The sequence below is a fragment of the Mesorhizobium calcicola genome (assembly GCF_042682105.1).
Taxonomy (GTDB): Bacteria; Pseudomonadota; Alphaproteobacteria; order Rhizobiales; family Rhizobiaceae; genus Mesorhizobium; species Mesorhizobium calcicola.
The window spans coordinates 78,139-98,158 of record NZ_JBHUGY010000076.1 but is presented as its reverse complement, the minus strand read 5'-3'; the positions used below and the strand labels follow the sequence as shown (position 1 = coordinate 98,158).

Genomic DNA, 20,020 nt, shown 5'->3' with positions numbered 1-20,020 from the left:
CTTCGCCTCCTACTGAACTCTGATACGCGGATTGAGAAACGCGTAGCCTACATCGGAAATGAGCTGCGTGATCAAGACGATGAACACCGAAACCAGCGAGCAGCCGAGCAGCAAGTCGATGTCGTTGTTGCCCGCCGCCTCGACCAGCGTGTAGCCAAAGCCCTGGTAGCGGAACATCACCTCGACGATGACGACGCCGGTGAGCAGCCAGGGAAACTGCAGCATGATGACCGTGAACGGCGCAATCAGCGCGTTGCGCAACGCATGTTTGACCACCACGCTGCCGAAGGAGAGACCCTTCAGTCGGGCGGTCCGGATATATTGCTGCGTCATCACCTCGACCATCGAAGCGCGCGTCATGCGGGCGATGTAGCCGATGCCGTAAATCGCCAGCGTCATCACCGGCAAGGTGAAATTGTAGAAGGTGATGCCCTGGCTGGCCGAAGCCGCCGAACCGTTCAGCCAGCCAAGCCATGAGGCGAAGATGACGGTGAAGATGACGCCCGACACATATTCGGGTGTCGCCGTCGAGGCGATCGAGGCCACCGACAGCGTCCGGTCTGTCCGCGAACCTTCGCGCATGCCGGCAAGGATCCCGATCAGGAGCGAGATCGGCACCATCACCAGCAGAACGCAGAGCATCAGGACGCCGGTGGCGCTCAGCGCCGGAAACAGCTTCGACGACACGGCGGTCTTGAACTTGGTCGAGCAACCGAAATCGCCCTGCAGAATGCCGGAGAACGTTGGCACGAGCGGATCGTTGCAGAAGGAGAAACGCTGCGCCGGCTTGCCGGTCGCCGGGTCGGTTACCGGCTGTTTGGGCACGATGCCCAGCCACTGCCCATAGCGGACGAAGAAGTTCTGCCGGTAGCCATGGTTGACCAGCCAGCTCTCGAGCTGCTCGGCCGACGTATGCATTTCGGTCTGGCTGATCGCCAGCTTCTTCAGGTTGGGTTCAAGGTTGATCAGGAAGAAGACGACCATCGTCAGGCACAGCATCGTCAATGCCATGGTGCCGAGACGCCTGATAACGAAAGAAAGCATGGCGGTCCCCTGCCGGTCTGGTTGGGGTTGAAGCCTGCTGGAAAACCACCTCAGCCGCGACGGCAGAACTGGCTGTCAAACAGGCCCTCGAATGCGATCAACTCTGTTTTATTGCACGATCATGCCCGAAAAGTCCGCACCTTTTTGCTGCGCCGACTTCCGGTTTTGGAACCATGCAAGAGCGAGGGAAAGGGGCATAGCACCCCTTTCCCCGATCGCTCCGATCAGGCCTGGTCGAGCCAGATCTTGCCGTAGTCGCGCTCGAACGTCGGGTGCATCTTGTAGTTCTTAACCGCGGCGACCGAGTGGCTGTAGAGCTTGCGCCAGTAGGGCTGGATGATGATGCCGGAATCCTGCAGGATCTGCTCGATATCCTTCATCATCTCCTTGCGCTTGGCGGCGTCGGCAACCGAAAGCGCGGCATTGAGCTTGGCGTCCCACTCGGGGTTCGACCAAGCACACTCGTTCCAGGCCTCACCGGTGCGATAGGCCAGCGCCAGAACCTGGACGCCGAGCGGCCGCATGTTCCAGTTGGTCATCGACAGCGGATACTTCAGCCAGTCGTTCCAGAATGTCGAGCCCGGCAGCACCGTGCGCTTCACCTTGATGCCGGCGTCGCGCATCTGCGCGGCGATGGAATCGCCGGTGTTCTTGTGCCAGTCCTCATCGACCGTGATCAACTCGTGTTCGAAGTCGGCCTGGCCAGCTTCCGCCATCAAGGCTTTTGCCTTGGCCGGATCGCGGGTGAGCTTCGGCAGCTCGTAATACTCCGGATGGATCGGGCAGACATGGTGGTTTTCGGCGACCGAGCCGGCATTGCCGTAGCCGAGCTGGAGGACGACATTGTTGTCGACGCCGAGCTGCAGCGCCTTGCGAACCTTTTCGTTGTCGTAAGGCTTGTTGTTGACGTTGGTGCGGCAGACGATGGTCGAGGCGGTGACGACTTCGGACTTGACCAGGTTCATGCCGTCGAGGATCGACACATAGTCGGCCGACGTCTCGAAATTGGTGTGGACTTCACCCGCCTCGAAGGCGCTGACCATGGCCGCCGGATCGGTGCCGTAGTCGATGAACTCGACGCCGTCGAGATAGACGTCGCCATCCCACCATTTGTTGTCCGCGCGGCGCTTGTAGACCACCTTCTGGCCGACGTCGTAGGAGACGAGTTCGAACGGACCGGTGCCGATCGGGCAGGCTTTGAAATCGCCGCCCTTCTCGTCGAAGCTCTTGTGGACGACGAGAGCGACATAGTCACAGATGCCGGGAATGATCGAGATGTCGGGCTTGGTCAGCGACAGCTTGACGGTCATGTCGTCGACCTTGGTGACCGCGCCTTCACGCAGCTTGCCGGTCTTGTCGTCGAACAGCGTGCCGAGGCGGCCGGGCATGGAATTGCCTTCGGCGGCCTTCTCGCCCCAACGGTTGAAGTTGTGCACCACGTCGTCGGCGGTGAACGCATCGCCGTTGTGCCAGGTCACGCCCTTGCGCACATGCAGCACATACTCGGTGGCATCGTCGTTCACATCCCAGCTCTCCAGCAGATACGGACGGAACGTGTATTCGGTGGTGTACTTGACCAGCGGCTCGAGCGCCTGGCGCTCGGCATTGGCGATCTCCGACCAGTCGGATTTGCGCGGATCCTTCGGATCCTTGACCCACTGGGCGACCTTCAGGATACCACCCTTCTTAGGGGCATCTTCGGCTCGCGCCTCGGTCGGCACCGCAAGACCAAGCATGCCGTAGGCCATCGCAGTGGATGCGCCGAAGACGCTGGCCAGGGCGAGGAATTCGCGGCGATCCACCTTGCCTGCCTTGGCTTCTTCGGCCATCGCCAGGATGTGATCCGGAACGCGATCGCCGTTACTCTTGTAAATCGTCATGACTTAACTCCCATTGTTGGCTTTCCGCCTTTTAACATTCCGCATCCAGGCCATGATGTCAAAGCCGCCATGGATTGGGAATATGTGAACGAATGTGCAACTTTGGAAAGCGGGCGGTTCGCGTGATAACGACAGTCTTGGCGCAAATTTGCTACTGCCCGACGGATTCCTCTGGAATCTCGATAGTCGAATAAACTGAGACATTTACTGAACGCCGGACAGCGCCAGCCTTGGGCCACCATGAGGCCAAAAGCCCCGTCGAAATATCAATATTCCTTCTCGTAGAAAATGCCGCCCTTGGCTTCGCCGGCATCATTGGCCTCGCCGCGCAGTTTGACGCCGCGCCCGACATTGAGGTCGATGGTCGCCTTGCCTGAACCCGGCTTGTCGCCTTTCTGGATCGTCACATAGGTGCGGTCGTTCAAATACTTGCCCGCCGAAACCGCTGTGCCCCCCTTGTCGTCGGTGGTGACATCGAGATCGTCGACGCCGATCGCGCTGCGCAGGTTTTCCAGCAGCGACGTCGAGCCACCGACCCCGGCCAGTTGTCCGGCCGCTTCGGCGAGCTGGGCGATCTGCAGCGGCGACAGGTTCGACATCGAGCGCCCGAAGACCAGCTGCGCCAGCACCTCGTCCTCGGGCAGCGCCGGCACCGAGGAGAAGGTGAATTTCGGATTGGTCGCCTCGCCCGACACCACGATGGTGACGGTGGTGCTGGTCGTCGTCGTTGTCGCCGTCAGGTTGAGGTAAGGCACCAGCGAGCCGGAGAAGCCGACCGTGCCTTCGGTGAACGTCAGCCGCTTGCCGAGGATCGTCAGCCGACCGCGCTGCAGGGTGAAGGTGCCGACCGCTTGCGGCGACGACGCCGGGCCGGTCAGCCGGAGCGAGCCGCCGAGTTCGGCATCGACGCCCCTGCCCTGGATGAAGATCTGGTTCGGCGCGTTGACCGTGACATCGAGAGCGAGGCCGCTGCCGCCGCCACCGCCACTGGTCGTCGGCGGGCGCAGCGCCTTGTCCTGCGCCCGCACTGCGCCCGGCGCATTCTTGTGCTTGACGTCGAGCGCCGCCAGCGAACCTGGCAGCTTGTCAGGAACCGTGATCACCGTCTTGGCGAGATTGATGGTGCCGGCAATCACCGGTGCGGAGGTCAGCGGTCCCTTGATCGTCAGGTCGCCGCCGAGATTGGCGGTCACCACCCGGCCGTCCGTATAGCGGCCGTCGACCAGCTTGATCGACAGATCGGCCGGAAACCCTTGCGCCGGGTTGATGCCGACCGTGCCGCTCGCCGACAGGCTGCCGCGCGTCGACAGCGTGCCGGTCAGCCGGTTGATCCTGGCGACGCCGCCGGCGATCGACACGTCGGCGGCGAGATCGTTGATCGCAAGGCCCGAGCGCGCATCGACCAGGCGCGCGCCTGAGGCGCTGACCGAGCCGCCGATGACAGGCGATGTCGCGGGACCGCGCACCTGCACATTGACATTGGCGGTTCCAGACAGCGACAGACCTTGCGCGGCAAGCTTCTGGCTGAGAAGGCCGAAGGGCACGGCGCCATTGAAGTCGAGCACCAGCGCCGGCGTGCCTGCTGTCGTCACGGTGCCGCCGCCCTTGAGGCCAAGGCCGGCTCCGTCGCTGACATTGGCGTTGAAGGTCAGCTTGTTGACGGCGAAGGTGCCGGAAGAGGAAACGCTCACCGCGCTGACACCGGCACCGCGGGTCTGCGAGGTCTGCACGCCGGCCGCGTCGATGTTGAACGCAGCGGCCGGGCTCGCCGGCGCACCCGTCACCTTCACGGTGCCCGAGATCGAACCGGCGGCATCGAGGCCCGGCGAGAAACTGTTGGCAAGCGACATCGGCACCCGCGCCAGCGTCGCGTTGATGTCGAGCGCCGTGCCGACCTTGCCGGTCACCGTCGCCGTACCGCCACCAAGGTTGAGCACCAGCCGGTCCAGTGTCGTCGTGCCATTGGCGATGCTGACGGTCGAGGCCTGGGCGATGGCTGCCTTGATGCCCTGGATGGTCGCCTGGCCGGAAGCGAGCTCGATGGTGGTCGTGCCGTTGGCCACCTTCACCCTTCCCGCGGCCTGCGCCGGGATGCCCTTGACCGCGGCCCCACCGGAGAAGCCGGTCCAGTCGCCATCGCGCTTCAAATCGACATTGATGCCGCTGATCACGGTGCCGCCGGAGGTGACGGTGTCGGCACGGATTTTTCCGGAGATCACCGGTGCCGCGAGATAGTTGGCGATCAGCGCATCGATGGAAACGGCCTTCGCCTGGAGGTCGCCGCGCGAAATCGAGGCCGTCGCCGCCTTGATCGCGACCTGCGGCGCGGCGCCATTCTTCGAAAAAGCGATGGTGCCACGCACGTCGCCCTCGGCCTTTTCCAGCGCAAGCGCCGCCAGCGGACCGATGTCGGGCAGGTCGAGCGCGATGGTGCCGACCGGCACGAACTTTTCGTCCAGCGCCAGATCGCCGGAGATCCTGTTCTTGCCGAGCGCCAGCAACAGGCCGTTGATGGCACTCTTGCCGTCCGCCGTGTCCAGCACCGCACTGCCTTGCAGCGCCTGGCCGGCGACATTGCCGGTCAGCTGCACATTCGCCGCCGGATTGGCGGCATCGGCCTTGCCGGTGGCGGTGAGCTTCAGCCCAGTGATCTCGCGCGCTGCCACCAGCAGCCGGTCGCTGTCGACCGTCAGCGACAGGTCGGGCGCGGTCGCCGGTCCCTGCGCGTTGAGGGCGAAGGCGATGGCGCCCTTGGCGTCTTTCGACAGCAGGGAGATGTCGGTGAGAGAGCCCTTGATGTCGGCGGCCACCTTGTTGTCGGCGAGGCTCGCCTGGCCCTCGGCAGTCAGCGCGCCCGAAGCCAGCCTCAACCCGTCGACATTGACATTGCCCGCAGCGTCGCGCTTCAGCACAGCACTCAGCTCCGTGCGTTCGGCAAGCACGCCGCGCGCCGCCGCCGGCAGTGCCGCGGAAGCCGCATCGGCTTTCAAGTTGAGGTCGATGGCGCCGTCGGCCAGCGATACCCGGCCGCTAAAACCGCTGTTCAGCACATCGCTCGTCACCGAGCCGCTGTCGATGGTGACGGCGTCCGTGGCGAGGCTGCCGGTCACCTTCGCCGTGACCTTGCCGGCGATCAGCGGTGCGATGGTCGGATTGTCGAGGCCGATCCTGTCAGCTGATACCGTGCCGGAGATCGGACCCGTCCGGGCCTTCAGATCGAAAGCATCGGAATGCAGGGCGACCACGACGCCCTCGACCTTGGTCAGGTTGGTGGCGACCGAGGGCAGGTTCGCCGAAATATCGAGACGCGGCTGCGTGCCTTGCCCGGCAGCTTTCACCGACAGCGCCTGCAGTTCGAGCTTGATCGGGCTTTCAGCACTGCCCAGCGTCAGCGGCAGGCTGGGGCCGGTCGAGGCGAGGTCGAGGGCGAAATCGCTGGCACCGTTCGGATTGAGGGTGCCCGTCGCCTTGCCGGAAATCTTGTCGCCGGAGAGCGTCGCATGATCGAGGGCGACGCCGCCGGCCATGGTGTAGCTGCCGACCGCATCGACGGCGAGCGGCCCGAGCCCGGCCTGGCGGGTCTGGATGGTTTCGACGCCGGCCAGTTGTGCGTTGAACCGAACCTCGGGCGCCGACGGCGAGCCCGTTACTTGCGCAGTGCCGCCGAGCGTGCCCACGGCATCGAGACCGGGCGAAAAATCATTGGCGAGTGCCGCAGGCAGTGCCGAGAATTGCGCGGCGAGGTCGAGCGCCTGGCCAGCGGTGCCGGACAACGTCACCGAGCCGCCGCCGACATCGAGCGCCAGTTTTTCGATGCTGGTCGTGCCATTGGCGATGCTCAACGTCGATGGCTGCGCGATAGCCGCCTTGATGCCGCGAACTGTGGCTTCGCCAGAGGCGATCTCGACGCTGGTCGTGCCGTCAGCGATCTTGACCCGGCCGGCAGCGGTCGCCGGAATGCCCGCTATGGTGGCGCCGCCGGTAAAATTGGTCCAGTCGCCATCGCGCTTCAAGTCGACGCCGATGCCGCTGATTTCGGTGGCGCCCGAGGTGACGCTGTCGGCCTTGATCGAACCGGCGATCGCCGGCGCCTTGAGATAGTTGGCGATCAGCGCGTTGACGGTGATGGCCTTGGCCGTCACCTCGCCGCGCGCAATCGACGTGCTCTTCGCGTCGATGGCGACCGAGGGCGCGTCGCCATCCCTGGCGAAGCGGATGGTGCCGTCGATATCGCCCGTCACCGCCTGGCCGGCGAGCGCTGCCAATTGGTCGATAGCAGGCGCGGCGAGCGTCAGCGTGCCCAAGGGCATGAATTTCTCATCCAGCGCGAGATCGCCCGAGACCTTGTTGTCGCCCAGCGAGACCAGGAAGCCATTGATCGACCGCTTGCCCTCGCTCGTCACCAGCGCCGCCTTGATGTCGAGCGGCTGGTCTTTGACGGAACCGGTCAGCGAAACATTGGCGGCGGGGCTGGCAATATCGGCCTTGCCGCTTGCCGTCAGCTTGATGGCCTTCACCGTGCGGCCCGAGGCCGTCAGGCTGTCGCTGTCGGCGGAGATCGTGAAATCCGGCGCTGTCCTGGCGCCGCTTGCCGACAATGCGAAATCGACGCCGCCGGCAACCGGTACGCCGACCGTCGGCGACAGCACAGAAACATCGCCCAGCCTGCCTTTGATGTCGGCCTGGATGTCGGTGCCTTGCGCGCTGGCGGTGCCGCTGGCGCTGAGCGTGCCGGACGTCAATGAGATCGAGTTGGCGGCAAACGACCCCTGCGGATCGCGGGTCGCGGCGGCCGAGAATTTCACCCGGGCGCCGAGCACCGAGGCGATCTGCGGCGGCAAGGCCGTCGCCACCGCATCGGCATTCATCTTGAGCTGCATCGACAGGTCGGCAAGCGTCACCGTCGCCGTCAGCGAGGCATTGAGCGCGTCGGAGCGCAACGTGCCCTGGTCGATGGCAACGGTGTCCTTGCTGACCGATCCGGCCAGGTCGACATTGACCTTGCCGGTGACCAGCGGCGCCAGTGTCGCCACGTCGGTTTTGAGACCACCCGCCTCCAGCTTGACGGTGACCGGTCCGGCGCGGTTCTGGATGTCGAAGCCGTCGGAATGGATCTGCGCCGCCAGATCGTCCAGCCGCGTGCCGCCGGCGACGATCGAAGCGACAGAGGCGCCGACGTCGATGATCGGGGTCTTGCCGTCACCGAACGCGCGGGCGGTGGCGTTGTTGATCGCCAGCGTGATCGGCTGCGCCTTGCTGCCGACACCGATCACCACCGGCGCGCCCTTGGCGGCGAGTTCGACCGACAGATCGCTGGCGCCGGCAGGATCGACGATGCCGGCCGCGGTGCCGTGCACCGCATCGCTGTCGATGTTGGCGCGGTCGACACTGACGCCGCCGGCTGACGTGGCGGTACCGGCGAAATCGAAGCTGGTCTTGCCGGCAAACAGCGGCTTCAAATTCTCCGGCAGGAAGCGGGCGAAATCGCCATCGCCTTTGGCTTCGACGTGATTGCCCTTGTCGGTCAGTTGATGGCGCCCGGTGAGCTGGGTGACGATCTGGCCATCGACAACGAAGGTACCGATACCGCTCCAGTTGGCCAGCGGACCCGTCCCCGAGACAATGATGTCGACCGGCGGCGCATCAGGCAGATTGAGCAGGTTGGCGATGATACCGCCCGCCGGCTCCGACGCCTTCAGATCGAGGTCGAGCTTGTTGTCGGCTGGCGCGAAATGGACTTTGGCGTCGACATTGCCTTGCTTGCCGTCATGGCGGGTGACGTTGAGCGTCGTCTCGACCGCCAGCGGCGCGGCGTCGGCCTTGAGCATGCCCTTGGCGGCAAGTTCGGCGATACCGCTGCCGGCCAGATCCTGCCCGAGCGCGATTTCGGGGAGATCGATCTGCCTGATGTCAATCGAGACCGGCAGGGTCGTCGTGCCGCTGCTCTGCGCTGGCTGCGTGCTGGCCACCGGCAGCCGCGCCAGTTCGATGCGCTCGGCCGCGATGCGCTCGGCGCTGATGCTTTTCGACAACAGCGCCAGCGGCGACCAGTCGACTGCGACCTTGCGCGCCACCAGCCAGGCGCCTTCACGGTCTTCCAGCACGACATGGTCGACGCTGAGCGCGCCCGACCAGATGCCGTCGATGCCGCTGACGGTGACTTTGCGGTCGTCGCTCGATGCCAGCCGCGAAATGATGCCGGCGAGATTGTCGCGTCCACGCTCTGTCTTGGTCAGCACCACCAGCGCGCCGATCGCCCCGGCGACCGCGACGAGCAGCGTGTAGAGGACAATGCGAAGGATGCGCCTGACTGTCTTCATCGCTCAGAACGCCTGTCCGATGCCGGCATAGATGCCAAAATGCGGATCGCCCGGATCGCGGTTCAATGGCACCGCGGCGTCGATGCGCAGCGGCCCGAACGGGGTGACATAGCGCAGGCCGACACCGGCGCCGACCTTGACGTCGGCGAAATCGGGGACCGATTTGGTCGACACCGTGCCTGCGTCGACGAACGGCACGATGCCGATCGTGTCTGTGATCGCAATGCGCATTTCGACCGAGGTCTCGAAGAAGGACAGGCCGCCGATCGGCTGGCCGTTGAAGTCCTTGGGGCCGATGCCTTGATAGGCATAGCCGCGCACCGAGCCGCCACCGCCGGAATAGAAGCGCCGGTCGGCCGGGACGTGTTCGAGGCTGGTGCCGACGATCGAGCCGACGGCGACACGCTCGGCCAGCACGAACTTCGAAGCCGAATCCAGCGACTGATAAGCCGATCCCTCGCCCTTCAGCTTGAGGAAGGCCGCACCGCTCAAAATGTCGTAGCTCGGTTCGGCATAGGCCAGCACCCGGAAGCCGCCGGTCGGGTTCAGCCTGTTGTCCCTGTTGTCGTAGACATATTGCAGCGGAATGCTGGCGATCAGATATTTGTGCTTGCCGAAAGCGTCGTGGATTCGGGAATAGTCGAGCGACACTTCCGCCGATACCGTCTGCTTCTTGGTCAGTTCGTAGGACAGGCCGGTGCTGCCCTTGACCGAGAAATGGTCATAGGCGTCCGGATGCTCGAGCACGGTCTTGAAGCTGGCGAAGAATTTTGATGCCGGCCCGATCACGCCGGGCTTTTCGAACATGATGCCGGCATTGTAGTTGAGCTGGCTCAGATCATTGCTGCCGATGCCGCTGATGGCGCCGTCGATGCGCAGCTTTTCAGCCCGGCCGAACAGGTTGCGGTGGCCCCAATAGCCTTCCAGACCGAGGCCCTCGGTGTTGGAGAAGGTGCCGCCGACGCCGAAATAGCGCGGCTTGCGCTCGCTGACCTGAACACCGATGGGAATGTTGCCGTCGGCATCGAGCTTGTCGGCTTCCTTGAACGTCACGCTGTTGAAGACCTCGAGCGCCAGCAACCGGTCGCGCGCATCGCTGATCTCGTCGGGTGAGTATTGCCGGCCGCGCTGGAGGCCGGTCATGTATTCGGTGAACTCGCGGTCGACCTTTTCGGTGCCTTCCACCGTGGTGTCGCCGTAGCCGGCGACCGGCCCGGCGGCGACCGTCAGTGTCACGTCGAGCGTCGAGGTGGCATGGTCGGCGACGATCTGGCGGTCGGTCACCTTGGCCAGCGGCCTGCCCTCCTGCTTCAACGCCCGCACGATCAGCGCCTCGGCCTTGAGCACGGCGCCGGAACCGGCGTCACCGCCGGCGATCAGGCCATAATCGGCGCTCATCAGCCCCGCCGCGTCGCCCTCCAGCCGGATATTGCCGAGAGTGAATTTCGGCCCGCTGGCGATGTCGATGGCCACCGGAACCGGCTGCTGGCCCTTGAATTCGGCATCGGGCGGCAAATCGTCGAGCGGCTTGCCGTCGATGGTGATGGTGACGACGCCTTCGTAGCGGGCATCGGCATAGAGCGCGGCGACCAGTTGCTCACGATCGCTGCGCGCCTTGGCCATCAGCCCGAGCGAGCCGGAAACCGGGCGCTCCTCGTCACTTTTCAGGGCCGAGGCATTTTCGAGCCTCTTGACGAGATCCTTGTCGGCATCGGGTGCTGTGATGGTCACGGCGTAGCGCAGGGGATCGACGATGTCGGCGTCCTCGTTATCAGACGATCCCCATAGCTTGATGCCGAAAAGCTCGAAAGCGGCGGCATTTCCGGCCTCGGCGACAAGCGCGGTCGAACAGATCATGGCCAAGAGCAGGGCGCGCGAAAGCACACGCCCTGGCGTGGTACCTCCTGACATCCGCTCTTCATGCGCCGGCATTAAGACAACCTAGATTGAAAAACTAAAATTGGAATGAAGTTCTGAAGCGCTCGTAAAGGGGCCACAATCCAATTGTCTGAAATAGGACGGGCTTGGAATTCACACCTTCTGCGTCGCCGCAAGAATGCGTGATCCCCTGTCCTATGGAGGTACTACCGGCCATCGGCCGGAAAGGAAACCGTTGGCAGGCGGAACCCTGCCGCGTCCTGTGTTGACAAGCTTGACTGAAGCTTGAACATGCCTTGACGTCAGCAGTGTCTGGAGGGTGTTATGGCAATGCGCGCGGCTCGTGGTCTGTCGATCCTGATTCTTCTCTTTTTTGCCTGGGCCAATGTCTTAGCCTGGAATGGTGTCGCGCAAGCGGCCGAGGCCCGGCGAATCGCGACAACGGACAATTCCGACTATTTCGGCTTTGATCTCAGATCCGACCAGAATGTCACGCTCGACCAGTGCAAGACGACATGTCTTGGCGATCCGGCCTGCCGCGCCTTCACCTACAACACCAAGGCCAAATGGTGTTTCCTCAAATCCGACTACAACCAGTTGAAATCGTTCAACGGCGCGGTCGCCGGCAAGGTCGTCAACATCGACGGCGACCCCGACATCGGCGCGCCGCCGGAACTCGCCTTCTTCCCCAACTGGATGGCCGATCAGGCCCAGCAATACCGCAACAAGCTGCTCGGTCCGGCCTACACCAAGTCGACCGAAGGGCTGGCCGCGCTGACGAACGCCGCCGAGCAGGCCGTGCTTACCGGCGACCATCGCTCCGCCATGCTGAAATACGAGGCTGCGGTCTCGGTGCTGCCCGACGATGGCCAATTCTGGCTCAATCTGGCGCGTGAAACGCTGGCCACCCAGCCGTCCGCCAACACTTCGGAAGCGTCCACTTTGCCGGCAAACGGCACGTCGGCCGCTTTCAACGCCCACAAGTTGCTGCGCACCGCCAAGACGCGCGCCGAAGTGTTGGCGCTGCTCGGCAACGGCCTCGACAAGCGCGACCTCTACCGGCCGGCGCTGCAGGCCTATGAGGCCAGCCTCGCGCTGGTACCTTCGCCGGCGGTTCAGGCCGATTATACCGATCTCAAAGCCCGCAAGGGCTTCCGCGTCATCGACCACAGCGTCGATGCCGACACCAGCGCGCCGCGCATCTGCGCGCAATTCTCCGAGGATCTGGTCAAGACCGGCGTCGACTACGCCCAATTCGTCACTGTCGACAACGCGCCGCCCAAGGGCGTCGAGGCCAAGGACAAGCAGATCTGCGTCGAAGGGCTCGAGCATGGCCAGCATTACGACGTCACCTTCCGCGCCGGCTTGCCGGCCGCCATTGGCGAGGTGACCGCCGCCCCCGTGGTGCTGTCGATCTATGTGCAGGACCGCGCCCCCTCGGCCCGCTTCACCGGCGACAGCTTCGTGCTGCCGGCCGGCGCGCGCCGCGGCATTCCGGTCGTCACCGTCAACATGAACGCCGCCGAGATGAAGCTCTACCGCATCGGCGATCGTTCGCTGGCGCAGCTTCTGTCAGGCTACCAGTTCCTGCACCAGCTCGACGGCTATGATATCTCCAACATTTCCGAGCAGATGGGCGAGCCGGTCTGGCAAGGCCAACTCGACATCGCCAATGACCTGAACAAGGAGGTCACCACCTCCTTCCCGGTCGACGAAGCACTGCCGCAGCGCAAGCCCGGCGTCTATGTGCTGACCGCTCAGGCCGTCAACGACAAGAGCGACGACTACAACTCGATGGCCACGCAATGGTTCGTCGTCTCCGACATCGGCCTGTCGACCTATACCGGCCAGGACGGGCTCAATGTCTTTGCCCGTTCGCTGGGCAGCGCCAAGCCGATCTCGGGCGCCGAACTGACGCTGGTCGCCAGGAATAACGAGGTTCTCGGCACCGCGACCACGGATGCGGACGGCCACGCCGTCTTCAACCCCGGCCTGACCCGCGGCGACGCCGGCATGGCGCCGGCGGTGCTGATGGCCAAGCAGGGCGACAATGATTTCGTCTTCCTCGACATGGGCCGGGCCGGCTTCGACCTGTCCGACCGCGGCGTCACCGGGCGCGCGGCCCCCGGCGCGCTCGACGTCTATGCCTGGACCGAACGCGGCATCTACCGCGCCGGCGAGGATGTCCATGTCGCGGCGCTTGCCCGCGATGGCGCCGCCAAGGCGGTCGAGAACCTGCCATTGACCTTCATCTTCTCGCGCCCCGACGGCGTCGAGGACCGCCGCATCGTCAGCGACGGCGCATCGGCCGGCGGCCATGCCGTCGACCTGCCGCTCGAACCCAACGCCATGCGCGGCACCTGGTCGGTGTCGATCTACACCGATCCAAAGCAGGCGGCGGTCGCCAGCCAGATGTTCCTGGTCGAGGATTTCGTGCCGGATCGCATCGAATTCGACATGACCGCCGACAAGAAGGAGATCGCGCAGGGCGAAACCGCCAACATCAACATTGACGGCCGCTTCCTCTACGGCGCGCCGGCGGCGGGCCTTGCGCTGGAGGGCGAGTTGACGCTGTCGACGTCCCGCGATTGGGACCGGTTCCAGGGCTTTTCCTTCGGCCTCGCCGACGAGCAGTCGGCCGAACCCACGGTCACCCCCCTCACCGATCTGCCGGTGGTTGGCGACGACGGCAAGGTAACTTTCCCGGTCTCCGCCGATCAACTGCCTTCGACCACCAAGCTGGTCGATGCCAAGGTGACGGTCAGGATGCGCGAAACCGGCGGCCGCGCCATCGAGCGCTCGCTCAACATCGGCATCCGCCCGCAAGGCCATATGATCGGCATCCGGCCGGACTTCGCCGACGGTGAAGTGCCGCAGGGCGGCACGGCCAAGTTCAGCCTGATCGCCGTCGATCCCGACGGCAAGCGCGAGGCGCTGAAAGGCGCGCTGTGGACGCTGGTCAAGGTCGAACGCAACTACCAGTGGTACCGCTCCAACAACTCGTGGAACTACGAGCCGGTCACCCTCACCAAGTCGATCGCCAACGGCCAGATCGACCTCAGCGCCGACGGCGATGCAACGGTCTCCGTACCGGTCGACTGGGGCCAGTACCGGCTCGAGGTCGAAACCGCCGATCCCGAGGGACCGGCGACCAGCTACGAATTCGATGCCGGCTGGTACGTTTCCTCGACCACCACCGAAACGCCCGACGGCCTCGAGATCGCCCTCGACAAGGACACCTATGCCGCCGGCGAAGTGGCCAAGCTCAAGGTCTCGCCGCATTTTGCCGGCGAACTTCTGATCAACATCGGCTCCGACAAGCTGTTGAAGACCGTCACGGCAACCGTGCCGGCCGGCGGCAGCACCGTCGACATCCCGGTCGGCGACGACTGGGGCGCCGGCGCCTATGTCACGGCGACCCTGTTCCGGCCTGGCGATGCGCAGGAATCGCGCATGCCGGCCCGCGCCATCGGCGTGAAATGGCTGAAGGTCGATCCGGGCTCGAAGAAACTCGCCATCACCCTGACGCCGCCAGACAAGACCATGCCGCGCCAGCAGCTGTCGATCCCGGTCGCGGTGGCCGGCGTGCAGCCGGGCAGCAATGCCTATGTCATGGTCGCCGCCGTCGATGTCGGCATCCTCAACCTGACCAACTACAAGGCGCCGGATCCGGAAGACTGGTTCTTCGGCCAGCGCATGCTGGGCATGGAAATCCGCGACATCTACGGCCGCCTGATCGACGGCTCGCTCGGTAACACCGGCAAGCTCAGGACCGGCGGCGACGGTGCCAACATGCAGACGCAAGGCAGCCCGCCGACCGAAAAGCTGGTCGCCTTCTTCTCCGGTCCCGTCCAGCTCGATGCCGATGGCAAGGCGCGGATCGACTTCGACATCCCGCAGTTCAACGGCACCGTGCGCGTCATGGCCGTCGCCTGGACCAAGGAAGCGGTCGGCCATGCCCAGTCCGACGTCATCGTGCGTGATCCCATCGTGATCACCGCCGGCCTGCCACGCTTCCTGGCGCCTGGCGACGCTGCCGTCATGCGCCTCGACGTCGCCGACACCGATGGTCCGGCCGGCGACTATGGGCTGTCGATAAACACGACCGGCGGCCTGTCGACCGGTGACAAGCCACTGCCCGAAAAGCTGACGCTGGCCAAGGGCAAGCGGCAGACGCTGACCGTGCCGCTGACGGCACAGACGGCGGGCAATGCCTCGATCACCATCAAGCTTGCCCATGCCGACGGCACCGCCGTCGAGCAGACGCTCTATGTGCCGGTTCGTCCGGCGCAATTGCCGCTCACCACTCGCCTGGTGGTCGACCTCAAGGGCAATGGCGGCGCCCTGCGCGTCGATAAGGAGCTCTTGGCGGCAAGCCTGCTCGACGGCGCTTCCGTCAGCGTCGGCGTTTCGCAGGCGGCGGCTTTTGACGTGCCGTCGCTTTTGATGACGCTCGACCGCTACCCCTATGGTTGCGCCGAGCAGACCACCAGCCGCGCCATGCCGCTGCTCTACGTCAATGAAATGGCGTCCGGCATCGGCATGGCCAGTGATCCCGACCTGCATGGTCGCATCCAGGACGCCATCTACAAGGTTCTGAGCTACCAGGCCTCGGCCGGCAGCTTCGGCCTGTGGGGTCCGGGCTCCGGCGACCTCTGGCTCGATGCCTATGTCACCGACTTCCTGACCAGGGCGCGCGAACAGAAATACGACGTGCCGAGCCTGGCGATGAACCAGGCGCTGAGCAACCTGCAGAACTCGCTCGGCTACGACCAGAGCGTACAGGACCGTGGCAGCGAGATCGCCTACGCCCTCTACGTGCTGGCCCGCAACAAGAAGGCCTCGGTCGGCGATCTGCGCTACTACGCGGACACCCAGCTCGAAGCCTTCTCGAGCCCGATGGCGGTTGCCCAGCTGGCGGCGAGCCTGGCGCTCTACGGCGACACGCCGCGTGCGGAATCGACGTTCAATACCGCCCTGCAGCTGGCCAAGTCGGCCACCGGCTACGACTACTACCGCTCCGACTATGGCTCGCCACTGCGTGACGGCGCGGCGATGCTGGCGCTGGCGGCGGAATCGAAGCCGGTGCCGACCATCGTGCCGGAACTCATCAAGCTGGTGACCAGGGAACGCGCCAGAGCCCGCTGGACCAGCACCCAGGACGATTCCTGGATGCTGCTGGCGGCGCGTGCGCTGAAGGAAGGCAATGACTCGATCACGCTGACCGTCAATGGCGCACCGCATGCCGGCGGCTATTCCGACCAGATCAACGGCAGCGACCTGGTCGACAGCCCGCTCGCCATCGCCAACACCGGCAAGACCCCGCTGCAGGCCGTCGTCACCACCGTGGCGTCGCCGATCCAGCCCTTGCCGGCCAGCGGCGACGGCTTCACCATCGGCCGCACCTACTACAAGCTCGATGGCACCGAAGCCAATGTCACCGAGGCGACCCAGAACGAACGCTATGTCGTCGTGCTCAAGGTCAACGAACAGAACAGCTGGCCGTCGCGCCTCCTGATCACCGACCTGTTGCCGGCCGGCTTCGAGATCGACAATCCGGGCCTGGTCTCCAGTGCCCAGTTGACGAACTTCTCCTGGCTGGCGCAGACCGATGCGGCCCATCTCGAATTCCGCGACGACCGTTTCGTCGCGGCGTTCAACCCGGCCGACGGCGACCACGACCACAATCTGACACTCGCCTATGTCGTGCGCGCGGTGACGCCGGGCACCTACGCCCATCCGGCGGCAACGGTGGAGGATATGTACCGGCCGCAATATTCGGCCCGCACCGCTACCGGCATGATGGAGATCAAGGCGCCGTAAGGCGTCGATGGTGGCGATCATGAACATGGCGACTGCGCTTACGACAGCCCCCTTCTCCCCGTCGCTATGCGGGGAGAAGGTGCCGGCAGGCGGATGAGGAGCAGCGCCATGCTCTCGAAAAAACTCCTGCGCCGTTCGGCCATAACAGTAGCTTCCTGCGCCGGTGTCCTTGCCTTTTCCGCCGCCGGCCTCTGGGAACTCGACCGCGCCTTTCCGCCACCGCTGCCGGCCGAACTCGCGGTCTCGACGGAAGTGCAAGACCGCGACGGCCAGCTGTTGCGCGCCTTTGCCACGCCGGACGGCTATTGGCGGCTCGAAACCAGGCTCGACCAGGTCGACAAGCAGTTCGTCGACATGCTGGTCACCTATGAGGACAAGCGCTTCTGGGACCATGAGGGCGTCGACGTGCTGGCGCTGGCTCGCGCGGCAGGCCAGTTCGCCACCAGCGGCCATATCGTCTCCGGCGGCTCGACCCTGTCGATGCAGCTCGCCCGGCTGATCGAGCCGCGCGAAAGCCGCAGCCTCGGTTCCAAGATCAAGCAGATGCTGCGCGCCATCCAGATCGAGCGCCGGCTTTCCAAGCGCGAGATCCTCGAACGCTATCTGACGCTGGCGCCCTATGGCGGCAACCTAGAAGGCGTGCGCGCCGCCTCGCTTGCCTATTTCGGCAAGGAGCCGAAGCGGCTCACCGTTTCCGAAGCCGCCCTGCTCGTTGCCTTGCCGCAGCTGCCGGAAAAGCGCCGGCCCGACCGCAACCTGCAGATCGCCCACGCGGCCCGCGACCGGGTGCTGACCCGCATGGTCTCCTCGGGCCTGCTCGGTGAGCGCGAGGCCGCGCGCGCCGCCCTTGACGATGTCTCGGGCCTGCGCCGCACCTTGCCGGCGCTTGCCGCGCACGCCGCCTATGCGATGCTGCCCAAGGCGGTGCCCGGCCAGCCCTTGCAACTGACGATCCGCAAGAGCGTCCAGGAAGGCTTGGAGCAGGTGGCCAGGGACGCCGCCACCAAGCTTGGACCTCGCCTCTCCGTCGCCATGGTGCTGGCCGACGCCCGCACCGGCGAAATTCTCGGCGAAGTCGGCTCGGCCAATTTCTTCGATGCCAGCCGCTCCGGCTGGATCGACATGACCAAGATCGTCCGCTCGCCCGGCTCGACGCTGAAGCCGTTCATCTACGGGCTTGCCTTCGAGCAGGGGCTGGTGGCGCAGGAAACGCTGATCGACGACAGCCCGGTCGATTTCTCCGGCTACCGGCCGAAGAATTTCGACATGGGCTACCAGGGCGACGTCAGCATCCGCCAGGCGCTGCAGCTGTCGCTCAACGTGCCGGCGATCCGCGTGCTCGACGCGGTCGGACCAACGCGGCTGATGGCACGCTTCCGCCAGGCCGGCGTGAGCCCCGTGCTGCCGGTCAACGAGGCGCCGGGCCTCGCCATTGGCCTTGGCGGCGTTGGGATTACGCTGCGCGATCTCGTCCAACTCTACACAGGGCTCGCCAATGGCGGCAAGACGCACACGCTGCATGACGGCACCGAGCCGGCCAATGCCGAGCGCACCTCCGCCACCATTCTCGACAATCAGGCCAACTGGCAGATCATCGACATCCTGTCGGGCGTCAAGCCGCCCGAGGGCGCCTTGCAGCGCGGCATCGCCTACAAGACCGGTACCTCCTACGGCTACCGCGACGCCTGGTCGGTCGGCTTCGACGGCCGCTATGTGCTGGGCGTCTGGGTCGGCCGTCCCGATGCCGGCGCGGTTCCTGGCCTGTCCGGCTATGTCTCGGCTGCGCCGATCCTGTTCGATGGCTTTGTTCGCTCCGGCCTCGCCACCGTCCCGTTGCCGGGCAAGCCGCCCGGCATCTTCAGCCCCAAACGCGAGGACCTGCCGGTAACGCTCGCCCGCTTCGGCGCCGGTTCGGACGGCCTGGTGCAGGCGACGCCGACCGAACCCGCGCCGACCATCATCTTTCCGCCGGACGGCGCCCGCGTCGATCTCGGCACCAACTCAGCCGATGCCTCGCCGCTGGTGCTGAAGCTGCAAGGCGGCCGCGCGCCGTTCCGCTGGCTGGCCAATGGCAAGCCGCTCACCGGCATCGACCGCCGCCGCACCGCGACGTGGCAACCGGACGGCGCCGGCTACTCGACGCTGACCGTTATCGACGCCGCCGGCCGCGCGGCCAGCGTGAAAGTGTTCGTCGAGTGAAAGCGTTCCTTGAATAGAATGAGCCAAGCGATTCAGCGCATTGGCTTTTGCGCGCTGATGGTCGCGGCTTTCGCTCTGCCGGCACATGCCGACGCTCTGCCTGCCGGCTTTGTTCGCCTCACCGATGTCGACCCGTCCATCCGCCAGGACATCCGCTACGCCGGATCGGATAATTTCCTCCATCGCAAAGCCAATGGCTACGACGCGGCGGTGTGCGTCCTCACCGAGCAGGCGGCCAGGGCGCTCTCCGGCATCCAGAAGGCGATCACCGCCAAGGGCCTGACGCTGGTCGTGTTCGATTGCTACCGCCCTGCCCGTGCCGTCACCGATATGGGCGAATGGACGCGAGAGGGCGGGCCGCCCGATCCGCAATGGTATCCGCTGGTCGAGCGTGGCGACCTCATCGCCAAGGGCTATGTCGGTGAATTGTCCAGCCATTCTCGCGGCTCGACCGTCGATATTGCCATCGCGCGAGCCGACCGGCCCCCGGCACCGAAACCGGTCTGCGGGGCTGTCGATGCCGACACGCTCGATTTCGGCACCGGCTTCGACTGCTTTGACCCGATGAGCGAAACCGCCCACCGACCGCTTGCCCGTGTACCGGCGGCAAACCGCAAGATGCTTGTCAATGTCATGCGCACCGGCGGCTTCAAGAATTACGCCCGCGAATGGTGGCATTTCACGCTGGCACATGAACCGTTCGCCAGGCAGCGTTTTGACTTTCGCATCACCGCCGAGTGAGGCCGGGATGCCCAAGCCCGGCGGATCTGCTGTGCCGCGACCCAGCACTTCGGAAAGTTGTTGTATAATTACAACATAAATTGCCAGTGACCAGTAATTGTCCTGAGACCGGACAGACTCAAATTGCAATTTTCT

General features: G+C 64.9%; 7 protein-coding genes. 3 read left to right on the top strand and 4 right to left on the bottom strand.

The window, feature by feature from the left end:
- Positions 1-9: 9 nt before the first annotated feature.
- The 4 genes from ACFSQT_RS37215 to ACFSQT_RS37200 all read right to left on the bottom strand — a co-directional run bounded on the left by ACFSQT_RS37215 (position 10) and on the right by ACFSQT_RS37200 (position 11,176).
- Complete coding sequence (locus ACFSQT_RS37215; RefSeq protein WP_379027001.1) at positions 10-1,044, bottom strand: ABC transporter permease; 1,035 nt, start codon at positions 1,042-1,044, stop codon at positions 10-12.
- A 224-nt stretch (positions 1,045-1,268) separates the two neighbouring features.
- A complete protein-coding gene (locus ACFSQT_RS37210; protein ID WP_379027000.1) occupies positions 1,269-2,924 on the bottom strand; it encodes an ABC transporter substrate-binding protein in 1,656 nt (551 codons plus the stop codon).
- 266 nt (positions 2,925-3,190) lie between these two features.
- The gene (locus ACFSQT_RS37205; protein ID WP_379026999.1) at positions 3,191-9,244 is read right to left on the bottom strand and encodes a translocation/assembly module TamB domain-containing protein; all 6,054 of its coding nucleotides are present in this window, start codon (positions 9,242-9,244) and stop codon (positions 3,191-3,193) included.
- 3 nt (positions 9,245-9,247) lie between these two features.
- Complete coding sequence (locus ACFSQT_RS37200) at positions 9,248-11,176, bottom strand: autotransporter assembly complex protein TamA (RefSeq protein ID WP_379026998.1); 1,929 nt, start codon at positions 11,174-11,176, stop codon at positions 9,248-9,250.
- Positions 11,177-11,446: 270 nt separating this feature from the next.
- On the opposite strand from ACFSQT_RS37200, the gene ACFSQT_RS37195 reads away from it, so the two are divergent.
- The 3 genes from ACFSQT_RS37195 to ACFSQT_RS37185 all read left to right on the top strand — a co-directional run bounded on the left by ACFSQT_RS37195 (position 11,447) and on the right by ACFSQT_RS37185 (position 19,885).
- Positions 11,447-16,945, top strand: a complete 5,499-nt coding sequence (locus ACFSQT_RS37195; RefSeq protein ID WP_379026997.1) for an alpha-2-macroglobulin family protein — start codon at positions 11,447-11,449, stop codon at positions 16,943-16,945.
- 108 nt (positions 16,946-17,053) lie between these two features.
- Positions 17,054-19,144 (top strand): penicillin-binding protein 1C, encoded by a 2,091-nt coding sequence (pbpC, locus tag ACFSQT_RS37190; RefSeq protein ID WP_379026996.1) that lies wholly within the window; start codon positions 17,054-17,056, stop codon positions 19,142-19,144.
- Positions 19,145-19,162: 18 nt separating this feature from the next.
- Positions 19,163-19,885 carry a M15 family metallopeptidase gene (locus ACFSQT_RS37185; RefSeq protein WP_379026995.1) on the top strand — a complete coding sequence of 241 codons (723 nt, stop codon included), beginning with the start codon at positions 19,163-19,165 and terminating at the stop codon, positions 19,883-19,885.
- Positions 19,886-20,020: the final 135 nt, after the last annotated feature.

Coding starts and splice junctions, on each gene's coding strand:
- ACFSQT_RS37215 (WP_379027001.1), bottom strand. CDS start 1,044: ATGCTTTCTTTCGTTATCAGGCGTCTCGGCACCATGGCATTGACGATG.
- ACFSQT_RS37210 (WP_379027000.1), bottom strand. CDS start 2,924: ATGACGATTTACAAGAGTAACGGCGATCGCGTTCCGGATCACATCCTG.
- ACFSQT_RS37205 (WP_379026999.1), bottom strand. CDS start 9,244: ATGAAGACAGTCAGGCGCATCCTTCGCATTGTCCTCTACACGCTGCTC.
- ACFSQT_RS37200 (WP_379026998.1), bottom strand. CDS start 11,176: ATGCCGGCGCATGAAGAGCGGATGTCAGGAGGTACCACGCCAGGGCGT.
- ACFSQT_RS37195 (WP_379026997.1), top strand. CDS start 11,447: ATGGCAATGCGCGCGGCTCGTGGTCTGTCGATCCTGATTCTTCTCTTT.
- pbpC (WP_379026996.1), top strand. CDS start 17,054: ATGCTCTCGAAAAAACTCCTGCGCCGTTCGGCCATAACAGTAGCTTCC.
- ACFSQT_RS37185 (WP_379026995.1), top strand. CDS start 19,163: ATGAGCCAAGCGATTCAGCGCATTGGCTTTTGCGCGCTGATGGTCGCG.